This window comes from Sphingomonas sp. NBWT7, assembly GCF_014217605.1.
Classification (GTDB): domain Bacteria; phylum Pseudomonadota; class Alphaproteobacteria; order Sphingomonadales; family Sphingomonadaceae; genus Sphingomonas.
In genome coordinates, this window is the sequence record NZ_CP043639.1 from 2,627,115 (window position 1) to 2,642,223 (window position 15,109).

Here is a 15,109-nt window from a genome sequence, read left to right on the forward strand (position 1 = left end):
GTTGTCGCTTTGTTCTAAGGCGCGCGCGTGTCGCCCGAGCCGTTTCCCGCGCTGCCATACCCCGCGCTTCACGCGAGCCACACCGGCATCTGGATCGCGCAGGGCGGCGAGACGCGGCAAGTGTCGCGCGGCGAGGCGATCCGCGCCGCCGCCGACACGCCGATGATCTTGCTCAACGCGCCGCTGATCGGGCAGCGGCTGGGCTATGCCGAACTGTCGGGGCTGGACCTGCTCGAGCTGTTCGCGTTCCTGCGGCCCGCCCGCTTCGCGGTTCCGACACCCAAGGGTCTCGCCGCAGTTACCGGGCTCGACATGCCCGCCGACGACGCGGGCATCGCGCCGTTTCTGCTTGCCGCCGCCGCACGGCTGCTGGCGATCCCGCAGGGCGACTGGCCCGAGCGCGAGGGGGCGTGGACGGCGGCGCAATCCTTGTTCCGGCTGCGCTGGGCGTGGGCGCCGCTGCTCGTCGATCGAATAAAGAAACCGGCGCAGAACGAACGCTGGCTGTTCGCCAAATTGCCCGAATGGGAGGAGGCGGCGCCGCGCCCCGCGCCACGCACGGTGGCGATCGATCCCGAGGCGACGCAGCGCGTGCTCGCGACGCTGGTCGGTGACACGGCGGAGACGCGGCCGGGGCAGCGCGCCTATGCCGCCGCTGCGACGGGGGCGTTCGCGTCGCGCGCGGTGCGCGAGGCGCCCAACGTGGTGCTGGCGCAGGGCGGCACGGGGATCGGCAAGACGCTGGGCTATCTCGCGCCCGCCAGTCTGTGGTCGCACACCGCGGGCGGCGCGGTGTGGGTATCGACCTATACCAAGGCGCTGCAACGGCAATTGGGGCACGAGGCGCGGCGCGTGTACCCCGACGAGGCGGTGCGGCGGCAGAAGGTGGTGACGCGCAAGGGGCGCGAGAACTACCTGTGCCTGCTCAACCTCGAGGATGCGTTGCAGGGTGGGTTCGCGGGCCGCGCCGCGATCCTGGCGCATCTCGTCGCGCGCTGGGCGGCGTATAGTGCCGACGGCGACATGGTGGGCGGCGACCTGCCGGGCTGGCTCGTCACGCTGTTTCGCCGCAACGGATCGGCGGCGCTGACCGACCGGCGCGGTGAGTGCGTCTATGCCGGCTGCCCGCATTACCGCAAATGCTTCATCGAGCGTGCGGCGCGCGCCTCCGCCGAGGCCGACATCGTCATCGCCAATCACGCGCTGGTGATGGTCAACGCCGCGCGCGGGCGCGAGACGGCGACACGGCCGACGCGCTACGTGTTCGACGAGGGCCATCACCTGTTCGACGCCGCCGACGCGATGTTCGCCACCGCGCTGACCGGGCAGGAGACGATCGAGCTCCGCCGCTGGGTGATCGGGCCTGAGGCAGGAAGTCGCGGGCGGCGACGCGGGCTGGCGGCGCGGCTGTCCGACGTCGCGAGCTACGACGAGGGCGGGGCGCAGGCGATCGGCGATGCGGTGAAGGCGGCAGGCGGGCTCGCCGCCGAAGGCTGGCTGCAGCGCATCGCCGAGGGGCAGCCGTTCGGCCCGATCGAGACGCTGCTGGCGAGCGTGCGCGGGCTGACCTACGCGCGCGCCGAGGGGGCGGAGGATGCAGGCTATGGGCTGGAGACCGAGCTCGCCGAGCCGTCGCCCGAGCTGATCGAGGCGGCGGCGCCGGCGGCGGAGGCGCTCGACGCGTTGTATCGCCCGCTCGTCGCGCTGGGCAAGCGGCTGGAGGCGGTGCTTACCGACGCGCCCGACTGGCTGGACGGGCCGGCGCGCGCGCGCGTGGAGGGGGCGATCGCCTCGCTCGGCTGGCGCGCCGAGACGGTGGCGGCGTGGCTGGCGCTGATCGCACGCGTCGGCGGGCCGGCGAGCGCGGATTTCGTCGACTGGCTGGCGGTGGAGCGCGTCGAGGGGCGTGAATATGACATCGGGCTGCACCGCCGCTGGCTCGATCCGACGCGGCCGTTCGCCGAGATCGTGCTGAATCCGGCGCACGGTGCGCTCGTCACCTCTGCGACGCTGACCGCGGGGGGCACGTGGGAGACGGCGGAGGCGCGGGTGGGGGCGCATCATCTCGCGCTGCCGCCGACCCGCTTCGCGGCGGAGAGCCCGTTCGATTATGCCGCGCGCGCCGAGGTTCTCGTCGTCACCGACGTGAAGCGCGGCGACGTGCCCGCACTGAGCAACGCCTATGCGCGGCTGATCGAGGCGGCCGGCGGCGGCACCCTGGGTCTGTTCACCGCGATCCGGCGGCTGCGCGGGGTGCACGCGCGGATCGCCGACCGGCTGGCGCGCGCCGGGCTGCCGCTGATGGCGCAGCACGTCGATCCGATCGACACGGGGACGCTGGTCGACATCTTTCGCGACGATCCGCACGCCTCGCTGCTCGGCACCGACGCGCTGCGAGATGGCGTCGACGTGCCCGGTCATTCGCTGCGGCTGGTCGTGATGGAGGGCGTGCCGTGGCCCAAGCCGAGCGTGCTGCACGCCGCGCGCCGCCTGGCGAACACCGACGGCGCGGGCGGCAGCGCCTACGACGACCGGATCGTGCGCGCGCGGTTGGCGCAGGCGTTCGGGCGGCTGATCCGCTCCGCCGACGACCGCGGCGTGTTCGTGCTGCTGTCCGCGGCGACGCCGTCGCGGTTGCTCGACGCGTTTCCGGCAGGCGTGCCGATCGCGCGCGTGCCGCTCGACGAGGCGATCGCGCGCGTCGCTTCGCGGCTTTCCTCGGACGCGGCGTTGGGGCATGAGGCGGCTCCCGCCCGCATGCCTTGATGGAGACCCGGCCTTGAAGACGCTGACGCTGCTGCGCCACGCCAAATCGGGCTCGGACGATACCGTTGCGCGCGACTTCGACCGGCCGCTCAACGCCAAGGGGCGCAAGGCGGCACAGGCGATCGGGCGGCATCTGCGCGAGGAAAAGCTGTCGTTCGATCACATCGTCGCCTCGCCGGCGCAGCGCGTCGTGGAGACGATCGACGACGTCGCGCGCGGCTATGGCAGCGCGATCGCGCCGGCGTGGGACAAGCGGCTGTACCTCGCTTCGGCACAAACGCTGATGGACGTCGCGCGCGAGACACCGGCCGACGCCGCGCGGTTGCTGATGATCGGGCACAATCCGGGGCTGGAGGATTTCGTGCTGCTGCTGCTGGGCGGCGGCGATCCCGCGCTGGTGCGCGCGGCCGAGGCGAAATATCCGACCGCGACGATCGCGGCGCTCGAGTTCGCGGTCGACGATTGGGCGGGGATCGCCGCGGGGGCGGGAACGCTGGTGCGCTTCATCCGACCGCGCGACCTCGATCCGACGCTGGGGCCTGACGCGGACTGATCGCTGCCGCGGGCGGCGGGTGACGGTGCTTCGAGACGGCACTTCGCGTTGCTCAGTACCTCCTCAGCACGAACGGGGGGACGGGAGAACGGCTCATACGTTCTCCTGAAGCAGTATCCTGGACCTCGGACCGGAAACCCCTTCCCGGATGTGAGCCGGTGTGCCGTTGAAACGATCGCAGTGACGAAGCGCGACGCTTGCGATGGCCGTTCCCGCCTCAGCTCCGGCCTTCGAGGCGCAGGCGCCGCAATCGGAGTTTATCGCACCGCAGGACCTGCTCCGCCGCCCGGTGCGTCATCGCGGGCCTGCCCGCGATGACGTCCTTTCTCAGCGGCCGAGCAGCATGCGCGCCTGGCTGGCGACTTGCGCGAGCATCGCGGCGTTGGGGGTGGCGGACTGGCGCGCGCGGGTGACGACGGCGGCGAACTGCGCGACGCGCGCGGGGTTCTCGGCGAGCCACGCCTCGACCGCGGCGTCGGGATCGCGCTTGCCCTCGCGCGCGAGGAAGTCGAGCCGCATCTGCTCGAAGTCGCGCACCAGCCCGGCGACGAGCAGTCGCTCCCACGGATCGGACGGAGCGAGCCGCGTCGCCGCCGCCTGCGCCCAATCGAGCCCGAGCGCCTCGCCGAGCCGGGTATAGGCGCGCGTCAATGCGGTCTCGTCGGTCTTCGACTTACCGCTGAGATCGACGAGGCCGATCGCGCCGTCGAGTTCGGACAGGCGCACCACGCGCGCAGCGAGCGCGTCGGGGGCGCCGGCGCGGGCGAGCGAGGCGGCGATCCGCGCGCTTTCCGTCCGCGCCTCGGCGAGCAGCAGGTCGGTCGCCTGCGTCTCGAGCTTGGCGACGCCCTTGCCGATGCGCGCGAGCACGTCGCCCGGCATCGTGCCGGGCGCGACGACGCGCAGCAGATCGGCGACCTGCCCACGGACGGCGCGTGCGACGCCCTCGAACAGCGCGAGGCGACCTGCCTCGGGCATCGCTGTCGTCTCGATATCGAGCCACAGCGTGTCGAGCGCGAACAGTCGTTCGACGACGACGAACATCGCAGCGACGTCACTCAGTGCGGCGCCTTCCTCCTCGGCGAGCTCGAACGGATTGAGCAGGCCGATGCGGTTGACGATGCGGTTGGCGAGCTTGGTCGCGACGATCTCGCCGCGCAGCTGGTGCTTGTCGATCGCCTTGGCGAGCCGCTCGCGCATTGCCGGCGGGAAGGCGGCGTGGAGATCGGGCTCAAGCAGCTTGTCGGCCCCGAGCTCGGCCTGCTCGATCGCGTCCTGAAGCGCGAGCTTGGCGGTCGACAGCAGCACCGCCAGTTCGGGGCGCGTCAGCCCGCGGCCTTCCGCCGAGCGGCGCAGCAGATCCTCGTTCGCCGCCAGCCCTTCGACGCGGCGATCGAGCCGCCCCGATGCCTCGAATATCTCGATCGCGCGCACGTAGCTCGGCACACCGCGCGCGCCGCCGCGCTCGGCGATCGACAGCGCGAGCGTCTGCAGGCGATTGTCCTCCAGCACGAGGTGCGCGACGTCGTCGGTCATCGCGCCGAGCAGTGCGTTGCGATCGTCGAACGAGAGGCGGCCCTCGGCCATCTCGCGGTTGAGCGCGATCTTGATGTTGACCTCGTTGTCCGAGCAATCGACGCCGGCCGAATTGTCGATGAAGTCGGTGTTGATCCGCCCGCCCTTGGCGGAAAACGCGATGCGTGCAGCCTGCGTGACGCCGAGGTTCGCGCCCTCGCCGATCGCCGTCGCGCGCAGCTCTTCCGCATCGACGCGCAGGCGATCGTTGGCGGGATCGCCGACCGCGGCGTTATTCTCGCCCGCCGCCTTCACATAGGTGCCGATGCCGCCGAACCAGATGAGGTCGACCGGCGCCTTGAGGATCGCGGAGATCAGCGCGCCGGGCTCGATCTCGTCGGCCGAGATGTCGAGCGCAGCCTTGATCTCAGGCGACAGGCGGATCGACTTGGCGGCGCGCGGGAAGACGCCGCCGCCGGCCGAGATCAGCGTGGCGTCGTAATCCTGCCAGCTTGAGCGCGGCAGGCTGAACAGCCGCGCGCGTTCCGCCCAGCTCACCGCCGGATCGGGATCGGGATCGAGGAAGATGTGGCGGTGATCGAATGCCGCGACGATCTTGAGCGTCTGCGACAGGAGCATGCCGTTGCCGAACACGTCGCCCGACATGTCGCCGCAGCCGACGACGCGGATCACGTCCTTCTGCACGTCGACGCCACGCTCGGCGAAGTGGCGCTGGACGGAGACCCACGCACCCTTGGCAGTGATGCCCATCGCCTTATGATCGTAGCCCTGCGATCCGCCGCTGGCGAAGGCGTCGCCCAGCCAGAAGCCGCGATCGAGCGCGATCGCATTGGCGACGTCGCTGAACGTCGCGGTGCCCTTGTCCGCGGCGACGACGAAATAGGGGTCCTCGCCGTCGTGGACGCGCACGCCGTCGGGATGGACGACCTTGCCGGCGACGATGTTGTCGGTGATCGACAGAAGCGTGCGGATGAAGATGCGGTAGCTCTCCGTCCCCTCCGCCAGCCAGGCGTCACGATCGGTGGCGGGGTTGGGCAGCTGTTTTGGATAGAAGCCGCCCTTCGCGCCGGTCGGCACGATGACGGCGTTCTTGACGCGCTGCGCCTTCATCAGCCCGAGGATTTCGGTGCGGAAATCGTCGCGCCGGTCGGACCAGCGCAGGCCGCCGCGCGCGACCGGGCCGGCGCGCAGGTGGATGCCCTCGACGCGCGGCGAGTAGACCCAGATCTCGCGCCACGGCAGCGGGGCGGGGAGGCCGGGGATGCGCGCGCTGTCGAGCTTGAACGCCAGCGCCTCGGCCGCGGCGGGGGCGAAGGCGTTGGTGCGCAGCGTGGCCGCGATCACCGCCTTGAACGCGCGCAGGATGCGATCGTCGTCGATCGCGACGATCGCGTCGAGCCCGGCGGCGATCTCGGCATCGATCGCGGCGACGTCTCCCGTCGCGGCAGGATCGTGCGCCAGCGTGAAGCGGTCGATCAGCGCCTTGGCGAGCGCGGGCGCGCGGCCCAGCGCGTCGGCGACGGTGGTGAGGCCGTAGGCGAGGCCTGCCTGGCGCAGATAGCGGAACCAAGCGCGGTAGAGCAGCACCGCCGCGGGCGTGAGCCCGGCGACGAGCATCAGGCGGTTGAACGCGTCGTTCTCCGCGGTGCCGCGCAGCACGTCGGCGATCGCGTCCTCGAGCACGGTGCGATCGATATCGGCGACGTCGGCACGCGTCTCGACGATGAAGTCGTGGACGAAGCTGTCGCTGTCCTCGCGCAGCCGCGTCGGCAGTTCGCCGATCACGCGATAGCCGAAATTCTCGAGCACCGGCACCGCCTCGGACAGCGCCAGCGCGCCGTGCGACTTGTAGATCTTGAGTCGGTGATCCTCGCCTGCCACGGCAGGATAGATCAGCACCGCGCGATCGGCCGCGTCGGCGAGCTCGGATACGCGCAGGATGTCCTCCGCCGCCTCCTCGGGCGTGCTGAGGTTCCTATAATTGGCGGGGAACGACGCCGCCCAGCGCAAGGCGAGGCGCGCGGCGCGCGCCGGCGCCAGCCGCTCGGCGAGCGCGGCCTCGACGTCGCGTTCCCAGCCGCGCACCATCTTGACGAGGCGTGCGTCGAGCGCGGCGGTATCGGGCACCGCGCCGCCCTGGCGCAGGTCGATCGTGTAGCGCAGCATCGCCACCGTGCCGTCTTCGAGCGAGATCGACCAGTTGAGGATCGTGCCGTTCGCTGCCTCCGCCAGCATCTCGCCGATCGCGACACGGCGCGCGGTGGTGAGATCGTCGCGCGGCAGCCACGCGAAGGCGAAGAGGTGGCGGCCGAGCGCCGAGCGCAGCAGCACGAGCTTGGGCCGCGGGCGATCGGCGAGGCTCATCGCGGTGAGCGCGAGCGACTCGACCGCCTCGGCATCGACCGCGGTGACAAGATCGTGCGGCAGCGCGGCCATCGCGTGCGTCAGCGCCTTGCCGGCGTGGCCGGCGGGATCGAAGCCGAGCTTCTTCTCGAGCTCGGCCAGCCGCTGGCGCAGCACGGGCACGCTGCGCGGCGGCGCGTTGAGTGCGGCGGAGGTCCACAGCCCGGCGTGGATCGAGAGGCCGGTGATCCGCCCGCCGTCGCGCAGCGGGACGACGACGAGATCGATCGGCGCGCGGCGATGGACGGGCGAGATCAGGCTCGATTTCAGCAGCAGCGGCGCTGGCTTGCCGGCAGCGAAATAGTCGATCGCGAGGCGACGCGAGCGCTCGGCGAGCAGCGCCGGTTCGTGCGGCTGGCGCGCGATGCCGAGCGGCGCGCGGTCGCTGGTGCCGTCTGCCAGCCAGCGTTCGTGGCCGAGCAGCGTGAAATGGCGATCAAGGAACCAGCGCATCAGCGCTGCGCCCTCGTGATCGCCGCCCGTCTCCTCGAGCATGCCGGCGTCGGCGGCGAGCGTCGCCTGCATCGCACGCCAGTCCGCCACCGCGGCGCGCACGTCGGCGAGGCCGGCGGTGAGATCGTCGACCAGCTCGCGCCGTTCGCGCGCGTCGGCGCGCTCGGTCTCGATATAGATCATCGATTCGCGCGTGCCGCTGTCGCCGACGCCGCCAAGCACGCCGTCGGCGTCGCGACTGACGGGCACGACGGGATGGATGATGCGGTCGATCGCGATGTCGTGCGCGCCGATCGCGCCGGCGATCGAATCGACGAGGAACGGCATATCGTCGTTGACGATGGCGAGGCGCATGCGGCGCGCCGTGCCGTCACCCGGCAGCGTATCGAGCGCGATCGCAACCGTGCCGGGCGCGCGGCGCTCCGCCGTGGCGGCGAGGAACGCAGCCGCCTCCGCCTGTTCCGCGGGGCCGAACCCGTCCAGCTCGCCCGGCAATGCGCCGTGGGTGAGCCGGTCCGCCAGCGCCTGGGTGAGCGCCTTCATCGATGCTTTCGCCATGCGCGCGCCTATGCGCCCGGGCGCGGCGGGGCTCAACCCCGGGTCATCAGTTTCGTATCGATTGAGACGAGATGGCGGCGGTCAGCCGATCGCAGCGAGCGCGCGGGCGGACAGATCGGGATCGTCGGTAACAGTGCCGAACACGTCGAGCCCGCCGGTCGGCGAAACGCGCGCGAGCAGCACTACGAGATCGCCCGGGAAGCCGCGCACGTCGAGCGGCAGCGTGGCGAGCGTCGCATGTTCCGGTGCGCGAGCGGCGGGCGGCGCGATCGCGGCATTGCCGAAGCCCGCGCTCGGCCCGTCCGCCCACACGGCGCCGTGCGCGGTGGGCGCCGGTGCGGTGCGCATCGCACCGGCGAGCTCGGCGAACAGCCGCTGCTGCTCGGCGCTGCCGACCAGCTCCTTCCAGTTGATGACGCCGTAGACGAAATCGATCGTCGACCCGTCGGACGAGAAGGGCATCAGGATGCCGCGATAGAGCGTGTTGTGCCCGCGCGTGCCGACGAACTCCGCCTCGAAGCCGATCGGCGCGCGATTGGCGATGATCTGAAGATAGTGATCGGTCAGCCGCGACAGCAGCGAGCGCTCGGGCACGTCCGAGATGCGCGTGATCCCCGAATCGAGATCGCACTCGTCGCGCAGCGCCTGGCCGAGAAAGCGGATCGAGGGATTGCCGACGCCGTCGGTGAAGTCGAGCAGTACGCTGTTGGGCCCGAAATCCGTGTTCTGCGCGGGATCGAGATCGACGATCGAGGGATAGGCGCGGCCTTGAAGCAGGCCGACCCAGTGATTGTACGCACGCACGTGCATGCGCCGCTCGTCGGTGCCGATGGCGATCATTGGTTCGCCTACGCCGCCTTCGGTGGGATCGTTCCCGTCGCTCGGGCGCGCCTCGTCGAAGCCGCGGATGTCCATGTGCGTCAATCCCCTGGGCAAAGTGCCTCTTGCGCCCGGCTTTGCGGCCAACAGGGTAAAGGGCAGGTAAAGCGCGAGCGCCCGAACACCGGCTTGCACCGATCGAGCGCGCCTGCTACGCGGCAATCATCGACGTGCCCCTTCGGGGCGCGCGGCGCCGCTTTAGCTCAGCTGGTAGAGCATCGCATTCGTAATGCGGGGGTCACAGGTTCGAGTCCTGTAAGCGGCACCATCCTCTCCTTTCATATAAGCTGGTGCTTTGGTTCGGTCGTCTGGCGTGCCGGGGGTGGCGCGTTGGTGCGACTTGGCTGATGCTGCGCAGATCGATCGGCGAAGCGATCGTGCGGGAGGATAGCGTATGGCGGTAGCTGGGGTGCCGAAGGTGCTGGCGTTCGACGTGTTCGGCACGGTGGTCGACTGGCGCACGAGCGTGGCGCGCGAATCCGCGATCTTTCTACAGCGGATCGGGCGGGCGGATATCGACGCTACGCGCTTCACCGACAGATGGCGCTATCGCTACCTCGACGTGATGAAGCGCTATCGCGAGACGGGGCGCAGCTTCACCGTGCTCGATGTTCTGCACCGCGAGATGCTCGACGAGACGCTGCGGGGCGACGGCGTCGATCCTGCCGCGCTCGACCCGGCGCTGTTGCAGGACTGGACGTTCGCCTGGCGGCGGCTCGCGCCTTGGCCCGACAGCGTCGCAGGGTTGGCGCGGCTGAAGACGCGATTTCCGATCGTGACATTGTCGAACGGCAATATCGCGCTGATGCTCGCGCTGGCGCGGCATGCGGGGCTGCCGTGGGATGCGATCCTGGGTGCGGAGGTGACGCAGGCGTACAAGCCTGATCCAGAGGCCTATGTGGGCACCGCGCGGATCCTGGGCGTAGCGCCCGGCGAACTGTGCCTCGTCGCCGCGCATCATAGCGATCTGGCCGCGGCGCGCGCGTGCGGACTCGCCACCGCCTATATCGCGCGACCTGACGAATATGGCGGGCGACGTACCGCGGACGACGACGCGGCGCAGGATTGGGACTGGTCGGCAAACAGCCTGGTGGCGCTGGCCGACGAGTTGGGGTGCCCGCCCGCCGCGTGAGGCGCCGCACGGCGGGGCGTGCGGCCCAGCAGGACAGCCGCGCACCCGTTCGAGCGCGCGGCCTGCGGGTCAGTAGATCAGTTGAGCGGTTCGCCCGAGATGGTGATGCGGTGCATCAGCCGGCGGTGGCCGTGGTAATCGTTCATCGCGCAATGCCACGTCGAGCGATTGTCCCAGATCGCGATCGAGCCGGGCGACCATTGCAGCCGGCACTGGAATTCGTCGCGCATCGCCACCTGATAGAGATAGGTCAGCAGTGGCTGGCTCTCTGCACGCGTCCAGCCTTCGAAATGCAGCGTGAAGGCGGGATTGACGTAGAGGATCTCGCGCCCGGTGCGCGGATGGCGGATGACGACGGGGTGGACGGCGTGGGTGCGCACGTCGTGCCCCTTCAGATCGGCGCCCTGATCGGTCTTCGAATAGATGCCGTCGGCACTGTAGATATGGTCGGCCGAATGGACCGCGCGCATCGTGCGCAGCGTCGCCTTCATGCCTTCCGACAAGGAATCGAACGCGGCGGATAGGCTGGCGAACAGCGTGTCGCCGCCGCTCGGCGGGGTTTCGCGCGCGAGCAGGATCGAGCCCATCGCTGGCACCTGATCGTAGCTGTGATCGGTGTGCCAGCCGCCGCCGATGTTGGTCTGCTGGTTCTCCGCCTTGCGCACCTCGGCAATCTCGGGATGGCCGCCGTTCGCCGGGAAGTAATTGTTGACGTCGATCGTCCCCCAACGGCGCGCAAAGGCGATATGCTGTTCGGGGGTGAGCTGCTGATCGCGGACGAAGACGACGCCGTGATCGGCGAGTGCATCGCGCATTGCGGCAAAGGTGCCGTCGTCGAGCTGGTTGAGATCGACGTCGGTGAATTCGACGCCGATATGCGGGGCGATCTTGCGTTCGGCGGCGCGCGCCAACGTCTGCGAAGCCATGGTCCTCTCCTCTGTCTTGTTGCATCGGCTTTTATGCGAGTCGCGAGCGTGGCATTGTCACCTGCGTGACAATTGCCGACGATCTGATGCCACTGCTGGCACGCAGCGGCTGGTTCGCGCGTCAGCCGGCCGCGTTGCAGCGGCGGTTGGCGGCGGCGGGGCGCGTCGTGTCGCTGGCGGCGGGGCAGTGGGTGTACAGCCAGGGCGACGAAGGCACCGGGCTGTGCGCACTGCTGAGCGGCGCGCTGCGGCTCGAGGTGGCGCTCGATGCCGAGCGCGACGTGCTGATCGGCATCGCGACGCCGCCCGCGATCCTGGGGCAGACGCAGCGGCGCGGCGGCGGGCCGCGGATCGTGACGACGCGCGCCAACGTGCCGTCGCGCGTGCTGCTGATCGCCGACGATGCGCTGGAGAGGGTGGCGGCGGCGGAGCCCGGCGTGTGGCGCGCGGTCAACGAGCTCGTCTACGCGCAGCTCGAGGAGATGACGCGCGTCGCGGCGCGGCTGCTGATCCAGGGCCCGGCGGCGCGCGTCGCGTGGCGTCTGCTGCAGATCGCCGATGGGACGGAGGCGAGGATCGGCCAGGCGGATCTCGCCGAGTTGACCGGCCTGTCGCGCAAGACGGTGAACGCGCATCTCGCGGCGTTCGAGGCGGCGGGAGCAATCACGCGCGGGTATCGCGGCGTGCGCATCGTCGATGCGTCGGCGCTGTCACGAATGATCGGGTAACGAACGATATTGCGAGTTAGTCGCAGATACGCTAGCGGGCAGCGATGACGAGCGCGGGAACAGCGGCGTGAGCGACGGGATGGTGCAGGACGCGCGGCAAGTGCGCGTGCAGCGCACTGCGCGGTCCGCCGCGCCGCCGGCAGCGCCGCGTGCCAGGCGGCGGGTGCGCGCGACGTTCCTGAAGCAGGTGCATCTGTGGCATTGGGTTAGCGCGGCGCTGTCACTCGCCGGGATGCTGCTGTTCGCGATCACCGGCATCACGCTCAACCACGCCGCCTCGATCGGCGCCGAGCCGAAGGTGACGCGCGCCGAGGCGGTGCTGCCGCCCACGGCAATCGCGGCGCTGCGCGGGGCTCGGCCGGCGGGCGCGGCGCTGCCCGCGGGGGTCGCCGCGGCGGTGACGGCGGCGGTGGCGCTCGACCCCGCGGGGCGGGCGGGCGAGTGGACCGATGAGGAGGTCTATGTCGCGCTGCCCGGGCCGGGGCGCGACGCGTGGGTGAGCATCGATCGCGCAAGCGGCCGGGTGGAGGCGGAGACGACGTGGCGCGGCTGGATCTCGTACGTCAACGATCTGCACAAGGGCCGCAACACGGGCGATGCCTGGTTCTGGTTCATCGACGCGTTCGCGATCGCCTGCATCGTCTTCACGCTGACCGGGCTGCTGCTGCTCCAGCTTCACGCCCGGCATCGCCCGTCCACCTGGCCGCTCGTGGCGACGAGTCTCATCCTGCCGCTGCTGCTGGCCGTGTTCCTGATCCATTGACGTGAAAGCCGAAAGAAGCCCCATGCGCCCTGCCCATCTGCTTGCCGCCGGCGCGATCGCCGCGCCGATCATCGCCGCCCCCACGGTCGCCGCGGCGCAGACGGTGAGCGTTACGATCCCGCGGCTCAACGTCGCCGAATATCACCGCCCGTATGTCGCCGGGTGGCTTGAGCCCGCGGCGGGCGGCGCGGCACGCACCGTGTTCGTCTGGTACGACATCAAGAAGCGCGGCGCGGAGCCCGGCACCAAGTGGCTCGCCGATCTGCGCAGCTGGTGGCGCAAGGGCGGACGCGGGCTGGCGCTGCCCGCCGACGGGGTGAGCGGTGCGACGCGCGCGCCGGGCACGTATCAGGTGCCGCTGCCGCGCAACCTGCCCGCGGGGCAATATGTGCTCAACGTCGAGGCGGCGCGCGAGACGGGCGGGCGCGAACTGGTGCGCGTGCCGATCACGCTGCCCGGCCGCGGCGGCAGCGCGACGGGCAGCACAGAACTCGCCGCCGTCACGGTTCGCTGAGAAAGGGACACACGATCATGCGCCTCTCCACCCTGCTGCTTGCCGCCGGCGGCGCGATCACGCTCGCCGCGCCGGCGCTGGCGCACCGCCAGTGGCTGCTGCCGTCGACGACGACGCTCGCCGACACCAATCAATATGTCACGGTCGACGCGGCGGTATCGAACGATTTGTTCTATCCCGATCACGTCGCAATGCGGCCCGAGCAGATCAAGGTGTGGACCCCCGATGGCGCGCCCGCGGCGATCGAGAATGCCGCCACCGGGCGGCACCGCACGACGTTCGACGTCAAGGTCGACAAGCCGGGCACGTGGAAGATCGGCACCGAAATGGCGAACGTGATGGGCAGCTTCACGCTCAACGGCGAGACGTGGCGCGTCGGCGGGCGGCGCGGGCCGATGGGCGGGCCGGGTGCGGCGGGAACGCCGGCGGGTGCTCCAGGTGCCGCGCGGCCGGCGCCCAAGTTCGTGGCGACGGCGGCCGAGATCCCAGCCGGCGCGGACGACGTCAAGCTGACCGAGGTTCTGAGCCGCAACGTCGTGTTCGTGACGGCGGGTGCGCCGAGCGAGGGCGTGTTCAAGCCGACGGGCAAGGGGCTGGAGATGCAGCCGGTGACGCATCCCAGCGCGCTGGTGGCGGACGAGGAGGGGCAGTTTCGCTTCCTCGTTGACGGCAAGCCCGCCGCCGGCATCAAGGTGACGGTGGTGCCCGGATCGAAGAAGTTCCGCACGGCCGAGGACGCGCAGGAGCTGACGACGGGCGCCGACGGGCTGCTGCGCGTCAAGTGGCCGGTCGCCGGCATGTACTGGCTAAGCGCCAGCGCAAGTGACGCGAAGGCGAGTGTGCCGCGCGCGACCGAGCGTCGGATGAGCTATACCACGACGCTGGAAGTGCCCGCGCCCTGACGCGCGCCGAGGCGGGCATGACGCCGCGGCTTGCGGTGCCGCGGACGCTCGATCCCCTGGCGCTGGCGGGGTGGGACGCGGGGGCGAGGCTCGCGACGCTCGGCGGCGCGACGATGGGCACGACATGGGCGATCCGCCTCGCCGCGCCGCCGGGCGACGACCTCACCGACTTGCGGCGTGAGGTCGAGGCGCTGCTGGCGCGGCTGGTGGCGCAGATGAGCCACTGGGAGCCAGCGTCGCTGTTGTCGCGGTACAACCGCGCGCCCGCCGACAGCTGGACCGCGCTGCCGCCCGAATTCGCCACGGTGATGGCGGCCGCGCTCGACGTGGCGGCGCGATCGGATGGGGCGTTCGATCCGGCGATCGGGGGGCTCGTCGACCTGTGGGGCTATGGCGCGTTGCCGGCGGCGGGCGTGCCGGATGCGGCGGCGATCGACGCGGCGCGAGTTGCCGGCGGGTGGCGGCGGCTACGCTTCGACCGCGCCGCGCGGCGGCTGTACCAGCCCGGCGGCGTGCGGCTCGACCTGTCGGGCATCGCCAAGGGCTATGCCGTCGACGCGGTTGCGGCGCTGCTCGCGGCGCGCGGCGTGCGCCATTGCCTGGTCGAGATCGGCGGCGAGTTCGTCGGGCGCGGGATGCGGCCCGATGGCGATCCGTGGTGGGTCGAGCTCGAGACGCCGGGCGACGTCGCGGCGCCGATCCGCGTCGCGCTGCACCAACTCGCGGTCGCGACCTCAGGCGATTACGTGCGCGGGCACCACACGATCGATCCGCGGACGGGCCATCCGGTCGATCACGCGCTCGTCGTCAGCGTGCTCCACGCCAGTGCGATGGTCGCCGACGCCTGGGCGACCGCGCTCGGCGTTCTGGGTGGGACGGCAATGATCGAGCGGGTGACGGGCGAAGGGTTGGCGGTACGCGCGCTGCTGCGAAAGGGTGACGGCGTGAGTGAGTGGATCAGCCCCGCGCTTGCGGAGATGCTGACGGACTGACCGG

Annotated in this window: 11 protein-coding genes and 1 tRNA gene; 9 read left to right on the forward strand and 3 right to left on the reverse strand. The window is 70.9% G+C overall.

Annotated features, from left to right (window positions below):
• Window positions 1-27: 27 nt before the first annotated feature.
• The gene (locus F1C10_RS12755) at window positions 28-2,766 is read left to right on the forward strand and encodes an ATP-dependent DNA helicase (RefSeq protein WP_258042911.1); all 2,739 of its coding nucleotides are present in this window, start codon (window positions 28-30) and stop codon (window positions 2,764-2,766) included.
• 13 nt (window positions 2,767-2,779) lie between these two features.
• Window positions 2,780-3,319, forward strand: a complete 540-nt coding sequence (locus tag F1C10_RS12760; RefSeq protein ID WP_185206698.1) for a histidine phosphatase family protein — start codon at window positions 2,780-2,782, stop codon at window positions 3,317-3,319.
• Between the two features lie 327 nt (window positions 3,320-3,646).
• Here the strand turns inward: F1C10_RS12760 and F1C10_RS12765 are convergent, their stop codons facing one another.
• Both F1C10_RS12765 and F1C10_RS12770 read right to left on the reverse strand, forming a co-directional pair.
• Window positions 3,647-8,269 (reverse strand): NAD-glutamate dehydrogenase domain-containing protein, encoded by a 4,623-nt coding sequence (locus F1C10_RS12765; protein ID WP_185206700.1) that lies wholly within the window; start codon window positions 8,267-8,269, stop codon window positions 3,647-3,649.
• 81 nt (window positions 8,270-8,350) lie between these two features.
• Complete coding sequence (locus F1C10_RS12770) at window positions 8,351-9,184, reverse strand: hypothetical protein (protein WP_185206702.1); 834 nt, start codon at window positions 9,182-9,184, stop codon at window positions 8,351-8,353.
• A gap of 156 nt (window positions 9,185-9,340) precedes the next feature.
• Here F1C10_RS12770 and F1C10_RS12775 point away from each other — a divergent pair.
• Window positions 9,341-9,416, forward strand: a tRNA-Thr gene (locus F1C10_RS12775).
• A 126-nt stretch (window positions 9,417-9,542) separates the two neighbouring features.
• Complete coding sequence (locus F1C10_RS12780) at window positions 9,543-10,280, forward strand: haloacid dehalogenase type II (RefSeq protein WP_185206704.1); 738 nt, start codon at window positions 9,543-9,545, stop codon at window positions 10,278-10,280.
• Between the two features lie 77 nt (window positions 10,281-10,357).
• Here the strand turns inward: F1C10_RS12780 and F1C10_RS12785 are convergent, their stop codons facing one another.
• Window positions 10,358-11,206 carry a TauD/TfdA family dioxygenase gene (locus F1C10_RS12785; protein ID WP_185206706.1) on the reverse strand — a complete coding sequence of 283 codons (849 nt, stop codon included), beginning with the start codon at window positions 11,204-11,206 and terminating at the stop codon, window positions 10,358-10,360.
• Between the two features lie 65 nt (window positions 11,207-11,271).
• Between F1C10_RS12785 and F1C10_RS12790 the strand changes: the two genes are divergently transcribed.
• The 5 genes from F1C10_RS12790 (at window position 11,272) to F1C10_RS12810 (ending at window position 15,105) form a co-directional block, all read left to right on the forward strand.
• Entirely contained in the window at window positions 11,272-11,934 is a 663-nt protein-coding gene (locus F1C10_RS12790; protein ID WP_185206708.1) for a Crp/Fnr family transcriptional regulator, read from the forward strand.
• A gap of 79 nt (window positions 11,935-12,013) precedes the next feature.
• Window positions 12,014-12,697: a PepSY-associated TM helix domain-containing protein gene (locus tag F1C10_RS12795; RefSeq protein WP_185210237.1), complete on the forward strand. Its 684-nt coding sequence runs from the start codon at window positions 12,014-12,016 to the stop codon at window positions 12,695-12,697.
• Window positions 12,698-12,719: 22 nt separating this feature from the next.
• Complete coding sequence (locus F1C10_RS12800) at window positions 12,720-13,211, forward strand: DUF2271 domain-containing protein (protein ID WP_185206710.1); 492 nt, start codon at window positions 12,720-12,722, stop codon at window positions 13,209-13,211.
• Window positions 13,212-13,228: 17 nt separating this feature from the next.
• Window positions 13,229-14,113: a DUF4198 domain-containing protein gene (locus F1C10_RS12805; protein WP_185206712.1), complete on the forward strand. Its 885-nt coding sequence runs from the start codon at window positions 13,229-13,231 to the stop codon at window positions 14,111-14,113.
• 17 nt (window positions 14,114-14,130) lie between these two features.
• Window positions 14,131-15,105, forward strand: coding sequence for an FAD:protein FMN transferase (locus F1C10_RS12810; protein ID WP_258042913.1), 975 nt, complete (start codon window positions 14,131-14,133; stop codon window positions 15,103-15,105).
• Window positions 15,106-15,109 lie beyond the last annotated feature (4 nt).

Coding starts and splice junctions, on each gene's coding strand:
- F1C10_RS12765 (WP_185206700.1), bottom strand. CDS start 8,269: ATGGCGAAAGCATCGATGAAGGCGCTCACCCAGGCGCTGGCGGACCGG.
- F1C10_RS12770 (WP_185206702.1), bottom strand. CDS start 9,184: ATGGACATCCGCGGCTTCGACGAGGCGCGCCCGAGCGACGGGAACGAT.
- F1C10_RS12780 (WP_185206704.1), top strand. CDS start 9,543: ATGGCGGTAGCTGGGGTGCCGAAGGTGCTGGCGTTCGACGTGTTCGGC.
- F1C10_RS12785 (WP_185206706.1), bottom strand. CDS start 11,206: ATGGCTTCGCAGACGTTGGCGCGCGCCGCCGAACGCAAGATCGCCCCG.
- F1C10_RS12795 (WP_185210237.1), top strand. CDS start 12,014: ATGGTGCAGGACGCGCGGCAAGTGCGCGTGCAGCGCACTGCGCGGTCC.
- F1C10_RS12800 (WP_185206710.1), top strand. CDS start 12,720: ATGCGCCCTGCCCATCTGCTTGCCGCCGGCGCGATCGCCGCGCCGATC.
- F1C10_RS12805 (WP_185206712.1), top strand. CDS start 13,229: ATGCGCCTCTCCACCCTGCTGCTTGCCGCCGGCGGCGCGATCACGCTC.
- F1C10_RS12810 (WP_258042913.1), top strand. CDS start 14,131: ATGACGCCGCGGCTTGCGGTGCCGCGGACGCTCGATCCCCTGGCGCTG.